The following is a 22,739-nucleotide window of genomic DNA, read 5'->3' as shown; positions in this document are numbered from 1 at the left end:
GTGAGCCGCAGACGCTCAAAGCGCCCGGTGGGGGTCCCCCCGGCGAAGCCGGGGGAGAACCGAGCCCCGAAAAAGCTAGTTGTTCTCCTCGGCGGCGATGATCGCGTCGATGCGGCGCTGCAGCGCGTCGGCCTGGGCGCGAGCCTTGCGGGCGGCGTCGCGCTCGCCGAGCCGGTCGAGCTGGGCGGCCTTGCGGCGGAGGTCGGCGACCTGCTGGCGCATCTCTCCGATGTTGACGGTGATGGAGCCGACGGTCTGGGTGCGGTCCAGGGTGTCGGGGGCGGCCTGGAAGCCGCCGGCGCCGAGGAAGGTGCCGCCGGCGATGGCGGCGGTGACGGCGAAGGTCGTCAGGAAGCGACGCATGGGTGTTACTCCAACTTCCGGGTCGTGGGGACCCGTTGGGGTGTGGTCAGTACCAGTCGGTAACTTTAACCCACGTGATCAACTTCCGGCGACCGGGGACCGCGCCCCCTCCGGCCCGGTGCCGGCGTCGGGCCCGACGCCGGGCCCGATGCGCAGTTCGAAGTCGCCGTCGTACTTCTCGTGGCCCGCGATCACGGCGAGTTCGACGACCTCCTCCCCCATCTCCCCGCGCACGATGAGCGGGTCGTGGCGCAGATCGCGCATGAGCGCCACGCACATCCCCGCCATGACGAGCACGAACGGGGCGGCGACCAGGATCGTCAGGTTCTGCAGTCCGGCGAGCGCGTCGCCCTGGCCGTTGCCGACCAGCAGCATGATCGCCGCGACCGCACCGGTCACCACACCCCAGAAGACGACGACGAACCGGCCCGGTTCCAGGGCGCCCTTCTGGGAGAGCGTGCCCATCACGATGGAGGCTGCGTCGGCGCCGGAGACGAAGAAGATCCCGACGAGGACCATCACGAGCAGGCTCATCGCCGTGGCCCAGGGGTACTGCTGGAGCACCGCGAACAGCTGGCCTTCCGGCGAGGGCTCGTCGCCGAGGCGCGAGCGTTCCTGGAGGTGCATCGCCGTACCGCCGAAGACCGCGAACCAGCAGAGGCTGACCGTGCTGGGCACCAGGATCACTCCGCCGACGAACTGCCGGATCGTACGGCCGCGGCTGATCCGGGCGATGAACATGCCGACGAACGGCGTCCAGGAGATCCACCACGCCCAGTAGAAGACGGTCCACCTGCCCAGCCAGTCGGCGACCCCCTCGCCGCTGGAGGCCTCGGTACGGCCCGCCAGCTGCGGCAGTTCCCCGAAGTAGGTGGCGATCGACGTGGGCAGCAGGTCGAGGACGAGGATGGTCGGCCCGACGACGAACACGAACAAGGCCAGGATCAGCGCGAGCACCATGTTGATGTTGGACAGCCACTGGATGCCCTTCTCGACCCCGGAGACCGCCGAGACCACGAAGGCGACGGTGAGGACGGCGATGATGCCGACGAGGAGGCCGGTGCCGACCGTGTCCAGCCAGCCCAGTTCGATCGCCCCGCTGCCGATCTGCAGCGCGCCGAGGCCGAGGGAGGCGGCGGAGCCGAAGAGGGTGGCGAAGATGGCGAGGATGTCGATGACCCGGCCGCCGGTTCCCCCCGCGTGGCGCTTGCCGATGAGGGGTTCGAAGACGGCGCTGACGGTCTGGCGCCGGCGGCGCCTGAAGGTGCTGTAGGCGATGCCGAGTCCGACGACGGCGTAGATGGCCCACGGATGGAGCGTCCAGTGGAAGAGCGTGGTGGCCATGGCGGTCTCCATGGCCTGGGCGGCGTCGGCGGGGCTGGTCCCGGGCGGCGGATCGCTGAAGTGCGCGAGGGGTTCGCTCACTCCGTAGAACATCAGGCCGATCCCCATGCCGGCGCTGAACATCATGGCGACCCAGGAGACCGTACGGAACTCCGGCGGCTCGCCCTCGTTGCCCAGCGGGATCCGGCCGTAGCGGCTGATGGCGAGCCAGAGCGCGAAGACCACGAAACCGGAGGCGGCGAGGACGAACGCCCAGCCGCCGTTGTGGATGAGCCCGGACAGCATGCTGCTGGAGACGGTGTGCAGGGCGTCCGTGGCGACCGCTCCCCACAGGACGAAGGCGAGCGTCAGGGCCGCGGTCACACCGAAGACCACCCGGTCCGTCGAGGAGCGGCCTCCGGTGTGGGGCGAGCCGGGGAGGTCCGCCGTCACCAGCGGGCCGTTCCGGTCGTGCGGGTCCTTCCGGCCCTGCGGCCGCTGTGGTCCACCCTCCGACCCGTGCGGCTCGCGCGACTCATTCGACACAGAGGCACCTTTCAGGTGATACCGGGGATTTTCCCCGGTATCACCTGTTACCACAGGTGGTGGCGGACTCCCGGGATCAACAGGCCTGGACGGCCTGACCCGTTGTGAGGTGGTACGCCGCCCGCGCGTCGAGCAGCAGCGGCACCAGGGCCCGCTGGGACTGCCGCAGCGGCACGAACGCCCCGCCCGGGGCGGGCCGGACCGCCACGCCGTGCAGCGCCAGCTCGTCCTTGAACTCGTCGTACTGCGCGCGGTCCAGGCGGTAGCCGCACGGCGGGTCCTTCAGGACCTCGGCGGGCTCGGCCGGGTCGTTGTCGGCGCCGCCCAGATACACCGGCCCCCGGTCGGCGAACCCGGTCAGCCGGGCAAGCCCGGTCGCCGCCTCGATCCGGCCTCGGCGGGCGTCGACATAGCCGAAGGCGCCCTCCAGCGCCGCGCGTTGGGTGTCCACCCGGCGCCGGTGGTTGAGCGCCGGGTCCTTGCTCTCCGCCTCCGTCAGCGCCTCGACCCGGGTCTCGACGAGCAGGCCGACCGCGTGCTTGAGCCCCGCGGTGTTGCGCAGGATGCGTTCCTGGCCGTCGCCCGCGACCTGCTGGAGCGGCTCGCCGGTGACCGGGTCCGTCCAGATGCCGTAGACCCCGCTGCTGAAGCCCGCCTCCTCCGCCGCGGGCCGGACATGACGCTCCGACAGCCGCCTTGCTTCGTCGTGGACATGGCCGTCCGTGTTGAGGTTGCGCGGCCACAGGGCCAGCAGGTCCTTGTCGTAGTACGGCGAGGTGCCGCCGTACTCGTGCAGGTCGTAGATCACATCGGGCCGCCGGTCCCGGATCACCGCCGCCAGCGCCCGGCCCTCCGCCGTCTTCAGGGCGATGTGGTCGCGGTTGATGTCGACCCCGTCGGCGTTGCCCCGGGTGTCGGCCGCCCTCCCGTCGGGGTTGGCCGTCGGCACCACCAGGACCGTCGTACGGGCCAGGAAGCTCCGGGTCTTCGGGTCCTGGGCGTAGCCGAGGTCCCGTACGGTGCTGAGACAGGCCTCACGGCCCGACGGCTCGTCGCCGTGCTGACTGCAGATCAGCAGCATCGTGCTCGCGGTCCGGCCGGAACCGATGGTGAGGAGCTGCAGCGGCCTGCCCTGGACGGTGGTGCCGATGGTCCGGGCCGACACCCGGTCGCTGCCGCGGTCGACGGCGGCCAGGAATTCCCACTCCTCGGGCTGGCTGGTCCAGCGCGCACCGCCGGAGGTCTCGAAGCCGGTACGGGGCGGCGCGCCGGTACGGTCATCGGCCGCGGCCTGCGCGGGGGCGCCGAGCAGCGGCAGGGCCAGCGCGGCCGAGGTGGCTGCGAGGACGAGGGCGCGGATACGGGGTCTCATCGGGGGAAGCCTCCGGGGATCGGACGGATCTGACGCGGCGCGGTCACGCCCGCCCCCCGGGCCGCGGGCGGGGCGGCGTCGGCCACCGGTCCCGAGGTGGCCCGGACGAACGAGAACGCGCCGCCGACCAGCGGCAGCCTGGCCGAGGTGCGGGCCAGGTCGAGGGTGACGGTGGGCCGGGTGGCGGGAGCGTCGAGGAGGCCCCGGTCCGTACCGCCCACGATCAGGGCGAGGCGGTGGCCGGCCGGGACGACGTGGTCGGCCGACGCGAGGTCGAGGGTGAGGGTGTACGCCCGGCCCGGGGTCAGCGGGCGGCCCTTGGCGGGGTCGGCCCAGGTGCCGAGGTCGGCCCAGCCGCGGCTGACGACGTTGAAGCCGACGTCGGCCGTCTTCGCCTTCGTCTCCTTGAAGCAGGCGCTGTCACCCGCGGTGCTCGCCCCCCAGCAGGTGCGGTGGGCAAGGGTGGTGATGCCTTCGCCGGCCGCGCCGTAGTCCCGGATGGTGTCCGGGCCCAGGTCGACCAGGACGGCCGACAGATGGGCGCTGGTGGTGCTCGGAGTGGCGGTGACCGTCACCTTCGAGGCACCGGAGATCCGCAGGTCCCGGCCGAGCGGACGGGTGAGGAAGGCGGCCTTCGACGGGGTGGAACGGTCCGCGGCGGCGGCCCAGTCCAGCTCGCCGAGCGCCGGGTCGTCGGTGAACGTCTCGGTGGCGCCGGGCCGGGCCGGGGCCAGGGAGAGCGTGCCTACCCCGGCGGACGCTCCGCGCCCCGGGCGGAGGGTGGTGGCGGCGGTGCCGCGCGGCGGCCAGACACGGTCGGTGGTCCACCGGTCGGGGCTCCGCTCGATGTCGGCCATCGGCTCGCGGTCGATGCCGTTGTCGACGCCGAGGAGGTAGTGGTCGAACCAGCGGTGCAGGGTGGTGACCCACTCGGCGCGCCGGAAGTCGAACGGGTCGACGTGCCCGGTCTGGGAGAGCCAGATCTTGCGCTCCACGCCGTTACGGCCGAGCGCGTCCCACCACTGGCCGAAGTGCTTGGCGCGGACGTTGAGGTCCTGCTGGCCGTGCACGACGAAGACGCTCGCCTTCACCTTGTGGGCGTCCTTCACATGGTCCCGCTCCGTCCAGGCGGGGGTCCGGTCGCCGCTGTACGGCGTCCCGGCGGTGATCCGCTGCTGCACCGCCGCGCAACGCGCCCGCGCCTCGGGGCTGTTGACGTACTCGGAGAGCCAGCTGGGGTTGGCGTCGTAGAGGGGGGCGCCCTGGGAGTGGAAGTATTCGTACCAGGAGGAGATCGCGCCGATCGGCACGATCGTCTTAAGCCCCTCGACGCCGGTGGCGGCGACGCCGTTGGCGATCGTGCCGTCCCAGCTCTTGCCGATCATGCCGACCGCGCCGGTGGACCAGGCCGTAGCGCGGGCCGGCTCGGAGCCCGTACGGCTGGTGAAGGCGCGGGCCCGGCCGTTCAGCCAGTCGACGACGGCCTTGGCGGACCGCACGTCGGAGCGGCCGCCGACGTCGTCGCAGCCGTCGGAGCGGTTGGTGCCGGCCAGGTCGACGGCGACAAAGGCGTAGCCGCGCGGGACGAAGTAATTGTCGTAGTAGAGCGGGAACTGCACGGGCCGGCCGTCGGCGTCGTAGGTCTTCTTCTGGCTCTCGTTGCCCCGTCCGCAGCAGGCGTAGTACGGACTGGCGTCCATGATCACGGGGATGCGGCGGCCGTTCGCCGCCGGCTCGCGCGGCCGGACGATGTCGGCGGCGACCCGGTCCGTGCGCCCGTCGCCGTCACCGTCGAGGCCGGTGTCCACCCACACGGACTCGCGGATCGCGTCGGCGTAGGAGTGGACGGGCCGGGACTCCCGGCCGGGTGGCCCCTGGCCGGGGGCCGGGGCGGTGAACGCCGCGGGCGGGGTGACCGCCGTCGCGGGCGTGACCAGCACGGACATCAGGGCGGCCGCGGCCACCACCACGAGTGTTCTGCACGACAGCGGGGTTCTCCGCACGGATATCGGCATGGGCGGGAACGTACTGGAGTCAACTCCCGTATAAAAGAGGGCAGTCGGCGGACCAACGCGACTCAAGGGACGCCCGGGGTGATGGCGGTTCATGTCCGCCAAATGGCGATCGCGTGACAGATGGGGCCATGGACATGACCTGATCCCAGGAGGCTGAATAGGGTCCGAGAGACGTCCAAGAGACCTGTTCCACCTCATGACTTGGAGTTTTCCGTGCACCGCAGACTGATCGTCCCGAGCGCGCTCGCGGCCTCCCTGCTGCTGGCGATCCCGGCATCGGCCGCCGACTACGTCCCCGGCACCCCGGGCATCGGCGACGCCTACTACCCGGCCAGCGGCAACGGCGGATACGACGTGTCCCACTACGACCTGCGGCTGAAGTACCAGCCGGCGACCGATCTGCTGGAGGGCACGGCGACCCTCAACCTCACCACCAAGCAGAACCTGTCCCGCTTCAACCTCGACCTCGGCCTGAAGGCCTCCGAGGTGCGGGTGGGCGGCAAGAAGGCCCGGTTCAAGGCCACCGGCGACCACGAGCTGGAGATCACCCCGGCCACCCCGCTCGACAAGGGCAAGAGCGTCACCGTCGTCGTCCGGTACGCCGGAAAGCCCTCCGAACTGAAGATCGGCGGCTGGACCGCCTGGCACCGCACCCCCGACGGCGGCGTCGCCGCCCAGGAACCCGACTCGGCCGTCTGGTGGTTCCCCTCCAACGACCACCCGCTCGACAAGGCCACCTTCGACGTCTCCGTCTCCGTCCCCGACGGCACCCAGGCCATCAGCAACGGCACCCTCCAGTCGCAGTCCTCCCGGCTCGGCTGGACCCGCTACAACTGGCGCTCCAACAAACCGCAGGCCACCTACCTCGCCACCCTCGCCATCGGCAAGTTCGACATCACCACCGACAAGACCGCCGGCGGCCTGCCCGTCCTCAACGCCTACAGCAAGGACCTCGGCGACAACGCCGGAGCGGCCCGCGCCTCCCTGGAGCGCACCACCGAGGTCGCCGAATGGCTCGAGGAGATCTTCGGGCCGTACCCCTTCAACGCCCTGGGCGGCTACGTCCCCAATGTGACCAGCGGCTACGCCCTGGAGACCCAGACCCGGCCGTTCTACAGCCCCCGGCAGTTCGCGAACGGCGCCAACGTGTCGGTGGTCGTGCACGAGCTGGCCCACCAGTGGTACGGCGACAGCGTCTCCGTCGACAACTGGAAGGACATCTGGATCAACGAGGGCTTCGCCCGCTACAGCCAGTGGCTCTGGTCCGAGAAGGAGGGCGAGGGCACCGCGCAGGAGCTCGCCGACTACGTGTACGCGCAGCGCGCCGCCGAGGACCCGTTCTGGACGGTCAAGCCGGGCGACCCGGGGCCGGAGAAGCAGTTCGACATCGCCGTCTACGACCGTGGCGCGCTGGCGCTGCAGGCGCTGCGCAACAAGGTCGGCGACGAGGACTTCTTCGCGATCCTCAAGGGCTGGCCGACCGAGTACAAGTACGGCAACGCCAAGGTCTCCGACTTCGTGAAGTACGCCGAGCGGATCTCCGGCAAGCCGCTGGCCGGACTCTTCGACACCTGGCTGTACCAGCCGGTGAAGCCGTCCGCCTCCACCGCCGCTCAGGCGAGGATCGCCCCTAAGTCGCTCGCGGCGTCGCCGTCCGGCGCCGGGGCGAAGTCGGCCAAGCCGGTGAAGCCGAAGTCCTGGCAGAAGATCGCCGCGACGAACTCGGTCCACGACCACGACCACGACCACGGGCACTGAGCCCGGCGGCTCCGCGGCGCCGTCCGTCCCCTCGGCGGGGGCGGGCGGCGCCTTGTCGTCGGGCGGGAGCGGCTCGGGCGATTAGGGTGAGAGCGCTCTCACCGTGATGGGAAGCGGTTACCCTCTACCCGTGCTTCCGTACGGACCAGGCCCGCGCCCGCCCGTACGGCGCGTCCGCCCGCCCGCGTCCGACGAGGAGTGTCCGTTGCCCGAGCCGACCCCCGGGGCCCGTCCCACTCTGGAAGCCGTCGCGGCCCGCGCCGGGGTCTCCCGGGCGACGGCATCCCGTGTCGTCAACGGCGGCGCGGGGGTGCGCCGGCCCCTCGTGGAGAAGGTCAGCCGGGCCGTCGAGGAGCTCGGCTACGTCCCCAACCACGCGGCCCGCACGCTCGTCACCCGGCGCAACGGCGCCATCGCCGTGATCATCGCCGAGCCGGAGTTCCGGGTCTTCTCCGATCCGTTCTTCGAGCAGCAGGTACGCGGCATCAGCCGCGAACTGACCGCGCACGACGCACAGTTGGTGCTGCTGTGGGTGGAAGGGTCAGGCGACTACGATCGGATAGCCCGCTACCTCGGCGGCGGCCATGTCGACGGAGCGCTCGCCTTCTCCCTCCACAACGACGACGGACTGCCCGCCGTCATCGCCCGGGCCAAGGTCCCCACCGTGTTCGGCGGCAGGCCCGGCTGGCCGGGCGCCGGAGCCGGGCAGCAGGTGCCGTACGTCGACTGCGACAACCGCGGCGGCGCCCGAGAGGCCGTACGCCACCTCGTCTCCCTCGGCCGCACCCGCATCGCGCACATCGCCGGCCCCCGCGACCAGACCTCGGCCCTCGACCGCATCGACGGATACCGCGACGCGCTGCTCGACGCCGCCACGGGCGGCGGGCCGGGGCTGATCGCCCAGGGTGACTTCACCGTCGACAGCGGGGCCCGGGCGATGGCCGAACTGCTGGAGCGCGCCCCCGACCTGGACGCGGTGTTCGCCGCCAACGACCTGATGGCGTCCGGGGCGTTGCGGGTGCTGCGGGAGCGGGGGCGGCGGGTGCCGCAGGACGTGGCCGTGGTCGGTTTCGACGACATGACCCCGCTCGCCGAGTCCTGCGATCCGCCGCTGACGACGGTCCGTCAGGACATCGAGGGAATGGGCCGGTTGATGGTCCGGCTGCTGATGCGGGTGCTGGGGGACGGCACCGGTACGGGCGCGGACGAGAACGCGGACGAGCCCGGGGCGGGCGCTCCGGGCTCGGTGATCACTCCGACGCGGCTGGTGCGCCGGGCGTCCGCCTGACGGCCGGCTCGCGACGCCCGGCAGTCGGCACCCGCCGCCGGTAATAGGTCATCGGTTTCTTGTCATCCGTTTCCTGTCATCTGTCATCCGGCATCCGGCATCCGGCATCCGTAAAGATCTTGTTTCTCGACCGAGCACGTCACCGCCGGGCAGGATCGGGCGTCAAGTTGGCCATGTGATCAGCCGCCTCGATGGGGTCGGCTCGCAGACGCTCGGCCGTTCCGACTGGCCGTTCGGCGGCGTCTCGACCGGGTTGTCACCAGTGCGTAGGTTCGAGGGGAGCGTGGCCGATCTGACTGTAGTAGGCGCGTACCAGCGAGACGCCGGCGACTTGCCGGCCTTGTTTCACTGCCTGTTCCGCGGCTTTTCGCCCGGTGAAACTCCGCCGCTCCCGTTCGTACTCCTCGACACCCTCGAACTCGAATCGGGTCGCATCGTCCAGGAGTCGAAGCTCGGGACCGTCTTGAACCAGCGTGATGATGAGCCGGTCACGGGTTCGCGGATCGCGGTACTCGTACCGTTCGGAGGTGGAGCTGTATCCGGAGGGGAACGGCGCCCGTGAGCCGATCCACCGGTCGTCGCCGAGGGCCTTCCCCCATGCTTCACCAACCGCCCGCAGGTCACCGTCGAAGACGACAAACCGCTCCAGCCGCCACTGGCAGCCCAGCGGGCCAGGCGGTTCGCCTTCGAAGGAGGAATTGCGAAGGCAGTGGTCCGCTGCCGCATCACCGAGCGGCCGCGGTGCCCCTGGCAGGAGGCCGACGACCTCCTCGAGCCGGTGTTCGGCCTCCGTCTTCGCCTTGCTGCTCGCCGCGTCCACCTCACCGGTCCGCGATGCACCGGCCATCGGAACCGCGGGCCAGGCGTAGATGTACCACCCCCCCACCACGGCGAGGCCCGCCAGCACGGCCGACACCATTGCCGCGCGGACCATCCGGCGCCGCGCCTGGGGTACTCTCCCGCTTTCCATGCCGAGATCCTCCCAAGCAGATGTCACGGAACAGCTACGGAGCTGTCCGGAGTTCGCGTGCCGACGGGCCTGCGTCATCCACACCCAGGCCCGTGCGACGAGCCGGCGACACGGCCGCACGACGAGTCCGGAGGAGTCTTCGGGGCGGCTGACCGTGTTGACCTCGAGGCCAGGTGTCACTTGTGAGCGGGTACTACGGGATGACCACGGCTGAGCGGTCCGTGCCGGTCTGGAGCAGGGCCGTGCCGTTGCCTATGGCGTGCCACACCTCCAGGCGTACGGTGCCGCCGCGCAGGTCGCCCGGTGTGCCGGTGGCCGACTTCAGGCCGCGCGCCTGGGTGTATTCCTCCCAGCCGTGGACGGGGTCGGTGGCGAAGTAGTGGTACGTCTCCGTCCGGTCGAAGGTGCCGTCGCCGGTGAGGTCGTAGCTGATTCTGGCCTGCTGGCCGAGGCCGACGGTGGTGCCGGCGTCGACCTGGAGCCGGAAGGCGGTGCCGGCGCCGGGAGTGAGGGTGGCGTGGACGCCCTTGGCCTCGTAGACGAGGGGCCGGTTGGGGGTGCCGTCGTGGTTGGCGCCCTGGGCGGAGGCGAGGGTGTCGTTCACGGCCGTGGTTCCGGTGGCGGTGGTGAGGGTGCCGCCGGTGCGGAGCTGGAAGGTGTTCCCGGTGCTGGGGCCGGGCTCCCCCGGGTCGGTGCCGCCGCTGCCCGTCTTGGTGGCGGTTGACCGGGCGGGGACAATGAGCTGGGTGCCGTCGGAGAAGGTGACGGTACGCGCGGTGGAAGCGTGGTTGTGGGCGGCGTACGTCCGTACCGTTCCCTTGGTGAAGACCGCCGAGGTGGCGATGTCACCGGTGACGGTCGCGTCGGGGGCGCCGAGGGTGTCGAGGCTGGTGATCCAGTGGTACGTGTGGGCCTTGGACTCGCCGGCCTCCGGGGTGTAGCCGGCGTGCCCCGCGTCCCACTTCGCGCGGGCGGCGGCCGGGTCGGCGAGTGACTGGAACTCCCAGAGGATGTCGCGCCATTCGACGGCGGGGCCGCCGTTCTCCCGTTCCAGTTCGGCGAGGTTGCGCCGGATCGCGGCCTTGTGGCGGGCGAGGTGGAGGGAGCTGCCCGCGGTGACGGGCAGGACGTTGATGCCGTGGATCTCCTCGGGGTTCGCGGTCCACCAGGTGGCGTAGGCGGCGCCACTCCCCCACACCATGCCGGCCGTGTCATGGCCGAAGGAGCCGGGGAAGACCTGCTGGTCGGCGTCGAACCAGTACTGCGCGACGGCCTCGGACTCGGTGGTGAGCAGGTAGAGACCGAGATCGCGCAGTGCGGTGTCACCGGTCACCGAACCCCACAGGACGAGGCCGGCGCTGAGGTTGGTGGACTCGGAGGAGGATTCCTGGTTGTTGCCGGCGGCGAAGCCCTGGTGTCCGGAGGCCCAGCTGTGGCCCGCGTACACATCGAAGCCGCGCAGGAAGGGGAAGGCGGTGTCGGTCCTGCTGGGGTTGGCGGCGTCGCGGATCAGGGTCTTCACCATCCCGCCCCAGGCCTGGTCGGTGGCCCATGCCGGGTCGTACTGGGCGACGATCGCCGCCGCGTACACGTAGTACGAGTAGTGGAAGTGGTGGTCGTTGAGTTCGGTGTCGCTGCCGTAGGAGGCCGGGTAGCCGATCAGGGTCTTCCAGTTCTTGTCGTACGAGAACTCGTTCGCGCCGCCCGCGGTGAACCAGTCCTGGAGGCGGCCCTTGAGCAGACCGATCAGTTTGTCGCGGGTGGCGTGCTCGCCGATCTGGTCGGCGAGGGGCACCAGTTGGGCGAGGCGGCCGAGTGCTTTGCCGGTCCAGTAGGTGTCGGTGGCGCCGGCGAAGGGGTCGGCGGCGTTCGCGGCTTCGGCGAGGTGGGTGCGGAGCCGGGCCTGGTCGATGCCGGTGGTCTTGGGCAGGGCGGGGAGGACGGCGGCCGCCTTCTGGGTGGTGGTGAAGGTCGCCGCGGCCCGGACCTTCATGGTGCCGCGTGGGGAGACGTAGGTGTACGGGGTGAGCGGGTCGGTGGTGTGCAGCCACTGGTGGCGGTAGAGGGCCTGGAGGGTGCCGGTCTCGGTGCCTTCCTGGGGCTGGGTGGTGAGGGTGTAGGTGGCCCTGACCGTGCCGCCGGTGGCCGACCAGGTGGCCTTGGAGCCGGTGACGAAGGAGTAGGCGTACTTCTTGTAGAGGGCGAGGGCGTCGGTGGAAGGGAGGACGGCGAGCGAGAAATAGTCCTTGGTGCCGAGTCCGGCGGTGAGGGTGTCGCCGGCGACGGTCCAGTCGCTGCCGGTGGGTGCGAACAGGGCGTAGTGGTGGCCTGCGACGGTGATGCCGAGGACGTTGCCCTGGTCGGCGAAGACGGTCGGGGTGGTGGCGGTGGTGACGCGGGCGCTGCCGCCGGTGCCCTTGGCGTACACGAAGGGCAGGCCGTGGCCGATGGTGGTGCGCAGGGTGCGGGTGCCGTCGGACCAGTACGGCGTGACGGTCCAGTCGGACCAGGAGTCGGCCTTGGTGTCCGGGGAGTTGAGTCCGCTCAGGCCGAGCGTGAGGTCGCGTTTGTGGGCGTACTCGTACTGCCGTCCCTCGCCGACGACGGCGGGGGTGGTGGGGTGGCCGATGTCGAGGCCGTTCGCCGTGGCCTGGTAGGTCAGGGGGTGGCCGTACATGGGCGTGGAGTACGGGTTGTCGCCGTAGCGCTGGAAGGCGAGGGAGGACCACCAGTCGTTGGTGGGGACGGGGCGGTTCTGGGCGGCGGCGGTGAGTTTGGGGAGGACCGGGGCGCCGGTGTGGTTGGTGGGGCCGGAGGTTCCGGCGGGGCGGGTGTCGGAGTAACTGCCGGATCCGACGGGGATGGTGGCGGCTGCGGCCGGGGCGGCGGCGGGCCCGGTCAGGGCGGCGGCGGCCAGGGCGGTGGTCAGCAGGAATGCTGCGGTGGGTCGGGCGCGGGCTGGCATGGACGGCACCTCGAAGTCGTGGGGGAAATGGGTGTCGAGAGCGCTCTCAGGTGCCGAGGAACGTAAAACTCCTGAAACGCACCTGTCAATACGGCGCGTCGAGCCGCGAGTTGACCGGACAGTATGGCTGTTGTGTGTTCGACTCTTGACGGGAGAAGGATCGGAGAGGCACGCTCCAGACGCATTCGTGAGAGCGCTCTCACACTCTTCCGCACTGAAGACTCACCCACGTCCCGTACGAAGCCAAGGAGGCTTCCCATGCCCCTCGCCCGAGCCGCCAGAACGGCCGTCGCGGTCGTGCTCGGCGGAGCCCTGCTCGCCGCCTGTGGATCTGGGCCGTCCTCGTCCGACGGCGCGGGTGGCAAGGTCACCCTGACCGTCGACCTCTTCGGCTCGTTCGGATACCAGGAGGCCGGGCTCTACGCCGAGTACGAGAAGCTCCACCCCGGGGTCAGGATCAAGCAGACCGACACCGAGGACGAGCAGGACTACTGGAAGTCCCTGCAGACCCGGCTCGCGGGCGGCGGCGGACTCGCCGACGTGCAGGCCGTCGAGGTCGGCCGGATCGCCTCCGTCACCCAGCAGCAGGCCGACAAGTTCGAGGACCTGAAGAAGTACGGGGCGGACGGCCTGAAGAACCAGTTCGCCGAGGCCAAGTGGTCGGCGGCCACCACCAAGGACGGGCGGGTCGTGGGCCTCGGCACCGACGTCGGCCCGGAGGCGATGTGCTACCGCACCGACCTGCTGCGCGAGGCGGGGCTGCCCACCGACCGTGACGTCCTCGCGCGGAAGTGGGCCACCTGGGACGGCTATCTCGCCCTCGGCAAGCAGTACAAGGCCAAGGCCCCGGCCAAGAGCGCCTGGCTGGACAGTGTCGGCAGCCTCTTCACGATCATGATCGGGCAGGAGAAGGAGCGCTACTACGACGCCTCCGGCGCCCTGGTCTACGAGGACAATCCCGCGGTGAAGGCGGCCTGGGACGCCTCGGTGCGGGCCGCCGGGGACGGGCTGAGCGCCAAGCTCGACCAGTGGTCACCGCAGTGGAACCAGGCGTTCTCCTCCGGCTCCTTCGCCACGCTGCCCTGCCCGGCCTGGATGCTCGGCTACATCAAGGGTCAGGCCGGTGAGGCCGGCAAGGGCAAGTGGGACATCGCCAAGCTCCCCGGCGGCGCGGGGAACTGGGGCGGCTCGTATCTGACCGTCCCGCGCGCGGCCAAGCACAAGAAGGAGGCGTACCAGCTCATCCAGTGGCTCACCGCCCCCGAACAGCAGGCCAAGCTCTTCCGCAAGCAGGGCAACTTCCCCTCCGCGACCGGCGCGATCGCCGCGGTCGCCGACGCCACCGACCCGTACTTCTCGGGCGCGCCGATCGGCAAGATCTTCGGTGAGGCGGCCAAGGCGGCGCCGGTGCAGGTCCTCGGCGTCCACGACAAGAATGTCGCCGACCAGATCACCAACGCGCTCAGCGAGGTCGAACGCAAGGGCACCTCCTCCGAAGAGGCCTGGTCGCATGCGAAGAAGGGCGTGGAGAACGCCACCGGCTGACCGGCGCCGGCGGGCCCGGCCACCGCACGCCCGGCCCGCCGCCCCGGTTCGACCCCAGCCCCCTCACGCCTCCCGAAGGGCCGCACGATGACCCTGCCCTCCGCCCCTCCCGCGACCGGGACCGCGCCGCCCGGCTCCCCGGCTCCCGCGCCGGCGCCGCGGGCGCCGCGGCGCCTGTGGCGCACGCTCTCCCCGTACACGTACATCGCCCCGTTCTTCACCCTCTTCGCCGCCTTCGGGGTCTTCCCGTTGATCTACACCGCGGTGGTCTCCCTCTACCGCGTGGAGCTGCAGACCCCCGGCGAGATGGAGTGGCGGGGCCTGGGCAACTACACCGCCCTGTTCACCGACTCCTACTTCTGGACGGCGCTGCGCAACACCTTCACCATCGGGGTGCTCTCCACGGTGCCGCAGCTGGCGATGGCGCTGGGCCTTGCCCATCTGCTCCACTACAAGCTGCGGGGCCGGACCTTCTTCCGTACGGCGATGCTGATGCCGTACGCGACCTCCGTCGCCGCCGCCACCCTTGTCTTCGCCCAGCTCTTCGGCCGTGACTTCGGCCTGGTCAACTACGTCCTGTCGGCTGTCGGTATCGGTCCGGTCGACTGGCAGACCGGCACGCTCGCCTCGCAGGTCGCCGTCTCCTCGATCGTGATCTGGCGGTGGACCGGCTACAACGCGCTGATCTATCTGGCCGGTATGCAGTCCATCCCTGGTGAGCTGTACGAGGCGGCGGAGATGGACGGGGCGTCGCGGTGGCGGCAGTTCGTCCATGTGACCCTGCCCGGGCTGCGGCCCACGATCGTCTTCACGGCCGTCGTCTCCACCATCGGCGCCACCCAGCTGTTCGGCGAACCGCTGCTGTTCGAGGGGTCGTTGTCGGGCGGCATCTCCCACCAGTACCAGACCCTGGGCCTCTACCTGTACGAGCAGGGCTGGGGCTTCTTCCACCTGGGCCGGGCCGCCGCCATCGCCTGGGTGATGTTCCTGCTGATCCTGCTGCTCGTGGGCGTCAACGCCCTGATCGCGCGCCGCCGTTCCCGTACGGAGACCATCCGATGACCAGCTACGCGGGCCGCACACGGCACGGCGGAAAGCTCACCTACGCGATCCTGACCGTCGCCGTCCTCGTCTCCGCCTTCCCGTTCTACTGGACCCTTGTCGCCGCCAGCCGTTCCAACGCCGATCTGGCGCGGGTGCCGCCCTCGCTGCTGCCCGGGCCTCATCTGCTGCGCAACATCGAGGCGGTGACGCTGGAGGCGGACATCGGCAAGGCCCTGCTGAACTCGCTGATCGTCTCGACCTCGATCACCGTCGGCACGGTCCTGTGCTGCACCCTGGCCGGGTTCGCCTTCGCCAAGCTGCGCTTCCGCGGGCGGGGTGCGCTGCTCGCGGTCACCGTCGCCACGATGATGATCCCGCCGCAGCTGGGTGTGATCCCGCTGTTCATGCTGATCGCGAAGCTGCAGTGGGTGAACCAGCTCCAGTCGGTGATCCTGCCCGGGCTGGTCTCGGCGTTCGGGGTGTTCTTCATGCGGCAGTTCCTGGTGCAGGCGCTGCCGGACGAGCTGATCGAGGCGGCGCGGGTCGACGGCGCCTCGACGGCGCGGATCTTCTGGGCCGTCGTCGTGCCGATCGCCCGGCCCGGCATGGCCGTTCTCGGCCTGCTGACGTTCATGACCGCCTGGAACGACTTCTTCTGGCCGATCGTGGCGCTCTCCTCGCAGGAGCCGACGGTGCAGGTCGCGTTGCGGCAGCTCGGCGGCGGCTATGTCCACGACCAGTCCGTGATCATGGCCGGCACGCTGCTGGGCACCCTGCCCGTCCTGCTCGTCTTCGGCCTGCTCGGCCGGCAGATAGTCGGCGGCATCATGCAGGGGGCCGTCAAGGGCTGACCTGTTTCCGGGGCCGACCCGATCTACAGCGCCGCCCGCTCTTCACGGCTGACCCGATCTTCAGGGCTGGCTCATTTTCCCTCCTCATCACGTCTGTTGGGAGCTCCTTCTCCATGACCTCCGTCGACGCCCGCCCCGAGGCCCCCACGCTCGCCTTCCCGGCCGGTTTCCGCTGGGGCACCGCCACCGCCGCGTACCAGATCGAGGGTGCCGCCACCGAGGACGGCCGCACCCCCTCCATCTGGGACACCTTCAGCCGCACCCCGGGCCGGGTCCGCAACGGCGACACCGGCGACATCGCCGCCGACCACTACCACCGCATGGACGAGGACATCGCCCTGCTGGCCGAGCTCGGCGTCAGCGACTACCGCTTCTCGATCGCCTGGCCGCGCGTCCAGCCCACCGGCCGTGGACCGGCCGTCCAGAAGGGCCTGGACTTCTACCGGCGGCTCACCGACGCCCTGCGCGCCGCCGGCATCCGCCCGGTTGCCACCCTCTACCACTGGGACCTCCCCCAGGAGCTGGAGGACGCGGGCGGCTGGCCGCACCGCGACACCGCCGCCCGGTTCGCCGAGTACGCACACCTGACCGCGGACGCGCTCGGCGACCGGGTCGCCACCTGGACCACCCTCAACGAACCCTGGTGCGCGGCGTTCCTCGGCTACGGCTCGGGCGTCCACGCCCCGGGCCGTACGGAACCGGCGGCCGCGCTGCGCGCCGCCCACCACTTCAACCTCGCCCACGGGCTCGCCGTGCGGGCGCTGCGCGCGGCGCTGCCCGCGGCCGCGGAGATCTCGCTGACGCTCAATCTCCATGCGGTGCGGCCTGCTTCCGGTGACCCGGACGACCTGGACGCGGCCCGCCGGATCGACGCGCTCGGCAACCGGATCTTCCTCGACCCGGTCTTCCATGGTCGGCTGCCGGACGATCTGGTGGCGGACACAGCCGCGCTGACCGACTGGTCCTTCGTCCACGACGGGGACCTGGCGACGGCGCACGCGCCGATCGACTCGCTCGGCATCAACTACTACGCGCCGACCGTGGTCGCCGCGGGCACATCCCCCACGCCCTCCCCGTGGCCGGGCACCGAGGACCGGGTGCGGTTCCTGCCCGCGCCCGGGCCGCGGACCGCGATGGACTGGCCGGTGGACGCGGAGGGACTGTACGAGCTGCTGACCCGGCTGCGCGACGACCTGCCCGGGGTGCCACTGGTGATCACGGAGAACGGCGCGGCGTACGACGACTACGCCGACCCGTCCGGCGACGTCCACGACCCGGAGCGGGTGGCCTACCTCCATGCCCATCTGGCCGCCGTGCACCGCGCGCTCGCCGACGGGGCCGATGTGAGGGGCTATTTCCTGTGGTCGCTGCTGGACAACTTCGAGTGGGCCTACGGCTACGGCAAGCGGTTCGGCATCGTCCATGTCGACTTCGCCACCCAGCGCCGCACGCCGAAGGACAGCGCCCGCTGGTACGCGCGGGTCATCGCGCGCGGCGGCCTGACCGGCTGAGCCGCTCGCGGCGGCGCGCCTCGCGGGCGAGGGGGAGGTAGCGCAGGCGCTCGGGGAGTACGGGCACCACGATCCGTACGACCCGGGCGAAGCGGCGCAGGGTTCGCTCCTGCCGGTCGGTCCAGGTCAGGCCGAGGGCGTCGCGGGCGTCCGGTGGCATGAGTCCGGCGGTGAGGAAGGACCGCAGCCGTACGTACCGGGGCATGATCCAGGGCCACAGTGCCGTGAGGAGCAGGCGCAGGGGCATGGGGCCGCGGTCGGGGGGCGGCAGTTTCTGGTGGGGGTCGACGAGGTCGCGTACGACGGGGGTGGCTTCCAGTTCGTCGGCGACGATTCTGCGGTAGTAGGGCCAGAACTCCTCGATGGTCTGGGGCATGTCCTGGTCCCTGATGCCGAGGATGCGGCCGACCTGGAGCCATTCGGCGTAGAGCCGGCGTTCCTGGGCTTCGGTGAGGGGCCGGATGAAGTAGCGGGCGCCGTGGTGGTAGACGGGGAAGCCGGTGGCGTGGACCCAGGCGTAGGTGGCGGGGTCGAGGGCGTGGTAGGGGCGGCCGTGGGTGTCGGTGCCCTGGATGCCGCGGTGCAGGCGGCGCAATCGGCGGCCTTCCTCGGCGGCGGCTTCTCCTCCGTAGATCCACAGCTGGAGTGAGCGCAGGGAGCGTTCTCCGCGGCCCCAGGGGTCGGTGCGGAAGACGGAGTGTTCGTCGACGCCGGCGCCGACGGCGGGGTGGGCGACCTGGAGGGTGAATGCGGCGGGGAGCAGGAGGAGGCCGCGGATGTCTCCGGCGAGGGTCCAGAGGACTCCGCCGGGCGGGGGCGGCAGCGGGTCGGTGGGGGCGGCTGGGGCCTGGGGGCCGGTGGGGTCTGTGGGTTCTGTGGGGGCCGCTGGGTCGCTCATGTGGTGCTCCGGGGTGGTGCGGTCGCGCCGTGGCGGGTGCTCCGGTCGGGCACCGGCCGGGGGGTTTCTCCGTGTCTCTTCCAGTATGGGGAGGGAGGCTTCGATGGCGGCCGAAAAAGAGTTACGGGGGCGGACGTGGCCCGGCAAGATTCCCGCCCTCCGGAGGCTACCGGAAGGTAACCGTGGCTGATTTGATGTGCGGCGCCGGTCCAACCCCCCACCAGAAACGGGAGATCCTGTGCCGCACGCCTCGCTCCGCCGTCGTATCTCCGGTGCAGCCCTGTCCACCGCGCTCGCCGCCGTCACACTGGCCACGGCCACGCCGTCGGCCACCGCGACGGAGGCGGCCGCGACCCCGCGGCTGAAGGTGCTGAGCTACAACACCTTCCTTTTCAGCAAGAACCTGTACCCGAACTGGGGCCAGGACCACCGGGCCCGTGAGATACCGAAGACGTCGTTCTACCAGGGCAATGACGTCGTCGTGATCCAGGAGGCCTTCGACAACTCCTCCTCGGACCTGCTCAAGCAGAACTCCGCCGCGCAGTACCCGTACCAGACCCCGGTCATGGGCCGCAGCAAGACCGGCTGGGACGCCACCGGCGGCGCGTACTCGGCGACGACGCCCGAGGACGGCGGGGTGACGGTCCTCAGCAAGTGGCCCATCGTGCGCAAGGAGCAGTACGTCTACAAGGACGCCTGCGGCGCCGACTGGTACTCCAACAAGGGCTTCGTGTACACCGTGCTGAACGTCAACGGCGCCCGGGTGCACGTGGTCGGCACGCACGCCCAGTCGACCGACCCGGGCTGTTCGGCGGGTGAGGCGGCGCAGATGCGCAGCCGTCAGTTCAAGGCGATGGACGCCTTCCTGGACGCCAAGAACATCCCCGCCTCCGAGCAGGTGATCGTCGCGGGTGACTTCAACGTCGACTCGAGCACCGCGGAGTACGGCACCATGCTGAGCGACGCGGGTCTGGCCGGTGAGGACTCCCGTACCGGTCACCCGTACTCCTTCGACACAGAGGTCAACTCGATCGCCTCCGAGCGCTACCCGGACGACCCGCGCGAGGACCTGGACTACGTCCTGCACCGGGCCGGGCACGTCAGGCCCGCGGGCTGGACCAACCATGTGGTCCTGGAGCGGAGCGCGCCCTGGACGGTCTCCAGCTGGGGCACGAGCTACACGTACACCAACCTCAGCGACCACTACCCGGTCGTCGCCTCCGGGCAGTAGCCGGAAGGTGCCGTGGTGGTGACCCTGACGGGGTCGGGGTCACCACCACGGCGTGGCCGTGCGGGATCAGCGGCCGAGCAGCTTCTTCATCCGCTTGCCCTCGGCGGACTCCCAGAGGGTGTTCCAGAGCTTGGCGGAGCTGGTGGAGGCGTAGACGCCGGGGGCGCCCTGCTCGGCGCAGCCCTCGCCGTACGAGACGATGCCGATCTGGTACGTACGGCCGGAGACCTTACGGAAGAGCGGGCCGCCGCTGTCGCCCTGGCAGGAGTCCTTGCCCTCGACGCCGGCGCAGATGTTGACGGCCTTGTTGTAGCCGGGGTAGGTCGCCTTGCACTCGGGGTGCGAGAGCAGCGGGACCTGGACGCCGCGCAGGCGGTCGGGGTAGTTGGTGATCTCGGTGTCGGTGTTGCCCCAGCCTATGACGGTGGCCTTGTGGCCGGGCCGCAGAAGGGCGTCGGTGCCGGGGGTGGGCAGCTTGACGGGGGCGATGTTGGTGACGGGCTTGGCCAGTTCGAGCAGGGCCAGGTCGTAGGCTTCGTCGCCCTTGGAGTAGCGGGGGTGGGAGATGACGGCGGCGACGTTGCGCAGCTGCCCCTGCTTCTTGTTGGACAGGACCGTGCGGCCGACGGTGACTTCGAGGCCCTTGGGGTCGCTGCCGTCGACGCAGTGGGCGGCGGTGAGGACCACGGTGGGGGCGATGAGGCTGCCGCCGCAGAACTGGCGGTTCACCGGGCTGCCGGAGCCCTTGGAGAGCAGCGCGGCCATCCAGGGGTAGGCGTTGTCGGGCTGCTCGACGCCGCCGATGATGTACGCGCCGGGGTTGCCCTTGCCGGACGGCGCGGGCTGCGCGGCGTGCGCGGTGGCCGCGGTGGCCGCCGACGCGACGAGCGCCAGCGCGGCGCCCGTCGCCAGGCCGGCGGCGCTGATCCGACGAGCGCGGCCGCTGGTGGAGGACATTCTCATGGGGGGTTGGTCTCACTTTCTCGAGGATGGGCGCCAAACTCCTTGGCCGGTGGGGCCGTTGGTGTTCGGGCGCATGCCGTGTTGTCAGACCGGAGAATGTGCTCCGAGGTTCACTGTCTTTCGCGTCATTTCGCGTCTTCGGCGTCCGCCTCTTCTGGCCAGTTCAGTAGGGCGCGTTGGTGACGCTGTGGACGTAGAGGCCGACGACGGCGGCTATGCAGAGGATGACCACCCAGGAACGCAGGCTGGTGTGGCGCCCCTTGGGTCTGCGGGCGGGCTTCGCGGCGCGCGCGGTGGGACGTCCGTTGCGACGCGTCTGCGGGGGCACCGTCGTGTCGGCGGCGGTGTCGGCCAGCAGCCGGCGGCAGATCGCGGCGAGTTCGGACGTCCCGACGGTCAGGGAGACGATGATCTCCGAACGCGCCGGGGCGGTGGTCCCGCCGTCCAGGATGCGCCCGGCCCGTACGAGGACCTCGTCACGGCCCCCGCTCGGCGCGAGGCTGATCCACCGCTGCACATGCTCGCCCCGGATGACGACACCGCCGCCGCGCTCGCGGTAGACGGTGTGTTCCCGCCACAGGACGTCGGCCAACTCGGTTGCTGTTTCCCTGAGTTGGGTGTGCATGTGCTCCCCCTCCACCGTGCCCAATAATTCGAACAAGCACATGACTCTAGCGGCAGGTACACGCCATCTCGCGCCGGGGTGGGCACGCCCGCCCCCGGGGCCCTAGTCCCCGAAGTCGTACACCGTGACCGCGATCCCCCGCTCCACCAGCCGCCGGACGATCAGCGGCTCCACCCGCGACCACTTCCCCCCGGCCAGCCCGCAGCCGATGCGCGGCATGTGGACCGACGCGCCGAGCTCCACCGCCTTGTCGGCGAGGGTGCCGAGCGCGGTGTCTATCGCCTCGTAGCGCACGGGCACGCCCTTGCTGCCGGTCCGCATGCCGCGCTGGCCCACCATGTTGGCCACCCACAGATACGGACCGACCTGGACGCACTGCACGGCGCCGAGGCCGAAGTCGTTGGCGGCGCGCTCGCGGTGCCAGCGCCGGTAGGCGGCCTCGGGCTCGGGCCAGCGCCGGGAGAGGGCGAGCACGAAGCCCTTGCCCCAGCCCCCGAGGTCGTTGCAGACATGCGCGACGATTTTGACGCCCTTGCCGCGCGGCGCGGTGGCGTCCCCCCGTACGTAGTCGATCCCCGTCATGCGAACTACCGTACGGGTCGCCACTGACACCCGCATCGCACTTTCACAACAGTGGTGAGACAGCAGTACTGTTCCACCGGAGGGACGCACCGCGGGAAGGCGAGGCAAGCACATGTCGACCGAGACCGACGAGCCGGCGGAGCAGACGCTCACCGTCGACGAGCTGGCGGCGCGGGCCGGGGTCACCGTGCGAACCGTCCGCTTCTACGGCACCCGGGGCCTGCTTCCCCCACCGGTGATCGGGCCGCGAAGGGTCGGGCGCTACGGGCCGGAGCATCTGTCCCGGCTCGCCCTGATCGAGGAGCTCCAGCATCAGGGCATGACCCTCGCCGCGATCGAACGCTACCTGGAACAGCTGCCGCCGGACCTCAGCGCCCACGACCTGGCCATCCACCGCGCCCTGGTGGCCTCCTGGGCGCCCGAGTCGGCGGAGGAGATCACCCGCCGTGACCTCGAACGCCGGGCGGGCCGGGCGCTGACGAACGTCGACATCGACCGGCTGGCGGCGATGGGCGTCCTCGACCGCGGCCCCGACCCGGAGGTCTTCCGTCTGGACGCCACCCTCCTCAGGCTCGGCGTCGAACTGCTGGAGGTGCCCATCGCCCACGAGACGATCCTCGCCTCCCGTACCGTCCTCCTGGAACACGCCCGCGCCGCCGCGCACGAGCTGTCCCGGCTCTTCCGCGACGAGGTGTGGGACCCCTACCGCGAGCGGGAGTCGGACCCCGACCATGTGGCGGCGATGAAGTCGCTGTCGGCGCACATGCAGCCGATGGTGATCCAGGCCCTGGTCACGGCGTTCCAGCGGTCGCTGCGGGAGGAACTGCGCGAGGCGTTCGGCACGGCGAACGGCGAACGGCCGGAGACCGGACCGGCCCAGACCTAGGGC

General features: G+C 70.9%; 18 protein-coding genes. 8 read left to right on the top strand and 10 right to left on the bottom strand.

Annotated features, from left to right (window positions below; genetic code table 11):
- Positions 1 to 75 precede the first annotated feature (75 nt).
- The 4 genes from IEZ01_RS00155 to IEZ01_RS00140 form a co-directional block, all read right to left on the bottom strand.
- Entirely contained in the window at positions 76 to 363 is a 288-nt protein-coding gene (locus tag IEZ01_RS00155; RefSeq protein ID WP_019890633.1) for a hypothetical protein, read from the bottom strand.
- Between the two features lie 78 nt (positions 364 to 441).
- Entirely contained in the window at positions 442 to 2,139 is a 1,698-nt protein-coding gene (locus tag IEZ01_RS00150; RefSeq protein ID WP_019890632.1) for a BCCT family transporter, read from the bottom strand.
- Positions 2,140 to 2,308: 169 nt separating this feature from the next.
- On the bottom strand, positions 2,309 to 3,604 hold the full coding sequence (locus IEZ01_RS00145; protein WP_189199185.1) for a M14 family metallopeptidase: 1,296 nt from the start codon (positions 3,602 to 3,604) through the stop codon (positions 2,309 to 2,311).
- Positions 3,601 to 5,619: a Xaa-Pro dipeptidyl-peptidase gene (locus IEZ01_RS00140; RefSeq protein ID WP_028798163.1), complete on the bottom strand. Its 2,019-nt coding sequence runs from the start codon at positions 5,617 to 5,619 to the stop codon at positions 3,601 to 3,603. The genes IEZ01_RS00145 and IEZ01_RS00140 overlap by 4 nt, the downstream gene beginning before the upstream one ends.
- A gap of 213 nt (positions 5,620 to 5,832) precedes the next feature.
- Between IEZ01_RS00140 and IEZ01_RS00135 the strand changes: the two genes are divergently transcribed.
- Positions 5,833 to 7,377: a M1 family metallopeptidase gene (locus tag IEZ01_RS00135; RefSeq protein WP_019890628.1), complete on the top strand. Its 1,545-nt coding sequence runs from the start codon at positions 5,833 to 5,835 to the stop codon at positions 7,375 to 7,377.
- Between the two features lie 205 nt (positions 7,378 to 7,582).
- Positions 7,583 to 8,665 (top strand): LacI family DNA-binding transcriptional regulator, encoded by a 1,083-nt coding sequence (locus tag IEZ01_RS00130; protein WP_019890627.1) that lies wholly within the window; start codon positions 7,583 to 7,585, stop codon positions 8,663 to 8,665.
- A 256-nt stretch (positions 8,666 to 8,921) separates the two neighbouring features.
- Here IEZ01_RS00130 and IEZ01_RS00125 read toward each other — a convergent pair whose 3' ends face one another.
- Together IEZ01_RS00125 and IEZ01_RS00120 are read right to left on the bottom strand one after the other, a co-directional pair.
- Entirely contained in the window at positions 8,922 to 9,635 is a 714-nt protein-coding gene (locus tag IEZ01_RS00125) for a hypothetical protein (RefSeq protein ID WP_158685723.1), read from the bottom strand.
- Positions 9,636 to 9,828: 193 nt separating this feature from the next.
- Positions 9,829 to 12,600: a glycosyl hydrolase gene (locus tag IEZ01_RS00120; protein ID WP_019890625.1), complete on the bottom strand. Its 2,772-nt coding sequence runs from the start codon at positions 12,598 to 12,600 to the stop codon at positions 9,829 to 9,831.
- A gap of 258 nt (positions 12,601 to 12,858) precedes the next feature.
- Between IEZ01_RS00120 and IEZ01_RS00115 the strand changes: the two genes are divergently transcribed.
- From IEZ01_RS00115 to IEZ01_RS00100, 4 genes are all read left to right on the top strand, one after another.
- On the top strand, positions 12,859 to 14,145 hold the full coding sequence (locus tag IEZ01_RS00115; protein WP_019890624.1) for an ABC transporter substrate-binding protein: 1,287 nt from the start codon (positions 12,859 to 12,861) through the stop codon (positions 14,143 to 14,145).
- Positions 14,146 to 14,232: 87 nt separating this feature from the next.
- Positions 14,233 to 15,207 carry a carbohydrate ABC transporter permease gene (locus IEZ01_RS00110; RefSeq protein WP_019890622.1) on the top strand — a complete coding sequence of 325 codons (975 nt, stop codon included), beginning with the start codon at positions 14,233 to 14,235 and terminating at the stop codon, positions 15,205 to 15,207.
- A complete protein-coding gene (locus tag IEZ01_RS00105; protein ID WP_019890621.1) occupies positions 15,204 to 16,040 on the top strand; it encodes a carbohydrate ABC transporter permease in 837 nt (278 codons plus the stop codon). Before IEZ01_RS00110 ends, IEZ01_RS00105 begins: the two co-directional genes overlap by 4 nt.
- Positions 16,041 to 16,153: 113 nt before the next feature.
- Positions 16,154 to 17,551, top strand: a complete 1,398-nt coding sequence (locus IEZ01_RS00100) for a GH1 family beta-glucosidase (RefSeq protein ID WP_019890620.1) — start codon at positions 16,154 to 16,156, stop codon at positions 17,549 to 17,551.
- Here the strand turns inward: IEZ01_RS00100 and IEZ01_RS00095 are convergent.
- A complete protein-coding gene (locus IEZ01_RS00095) occupies positions 17,523 to 18,449 on the bottom strand; it encodes an oxygenase MpaB family protein (protein WP_189199183.1) in 927 nt (308 codons plus the stop codon). The two genes, IEZ01_RS00100 and IEZ01_RS00095, sit on opposite strands and share 29 nt — an antisense overlap.
- 238 nt (positions 18,450 to 18,687) lie before the next feature.
- On the opposite strand from IEZ01_RS00095, the gene sph reads away from it, so the two are divergent.
- Complete coding sequence (sph, locus tag IEZ01_RS00090; RefSeq protein WP_189199181.1) at positions 18,688 to 19,680, top strand: sphingomyelin phosphodiesterase; 993 nt, start codon at positions 18,688 to 18,690, stop codon at positions 19,678 to 19,680.
- Positions 19,681 to 19,746: 66 nt separating this feature from the next.
- Here sph and IEZ01_RS00085 read toward each other — a convergent pair whose 3' ends face one another.
- The 3 genes from IEZ01_RS00085 to IEZ01_RS00075 form a co-directional block, all read right to left on the bottom strand.
- A complete protein-coding gene (locus tag IEZ01_RS00085) occupies positions 19,747 to 20,643 on the bottom strand; it encodes a S1 family peptidase (protein WP_028798161.1) in 897 nt (298 codons plus the stop codon).
- A gap of 163 nt (positions 20,644 to 20,806) precedes the next feature.
- A complete protein-coding gene (locus IEZ01_RS00080) occupies positions 20,807 to 21,268 on the bottom strand; it encodes a hypothetical protein (protein ID WP_040875226.1) in 462 nt (153 codons plus the stop codon).
- Positions 21,269 to 21,370: 102 nt separating this feature from the next.
- Positions 21,371 to 21,850 carry a macro domain-containing protein gene (locus IEZ01_RS00075; RefSeq protein ID WP_019890615.1) on the bottom strand — a complete coding sequence of 160 codons (480 nt, stop codon included), beginning with the start codon at positions 21,848 to 21,850 and terminating at the stop codon, positions 21,371 to 21,373.
- A gap of 112 nt (positions 21,851 to 21,962) precedes the next feature.
- On the opposite strand from IEZ01_RS00075, the gene IEZ01_RS00070 reads away from it, so the two are divergent.
- A complete protein-coding gene (locus tag IEZ01_RS00070) occupies positions 21,963 to 22,736 on the top strand; it encodes a MerR family transcriptional regulator (protein WP_019890613.1) in 774 nt (257 codons plus the stop codon).
- Positions 22,737 to 22,739 lie beyond the last annotated feature (3 nt).

This window comes from Streptomyces purpureus, assembly GCF_014648195.1.
GTDB classification, from domain to species: domain Bacteria; phylum Actinomycetota; class Actinomycetes; order Streptomycetales; family Streptomycetaceae; genus Streptomyces; species Streptomyces purpureus.
This window is presented reverse-complemented; position numbering and strand designations above follow the sequence as displayed.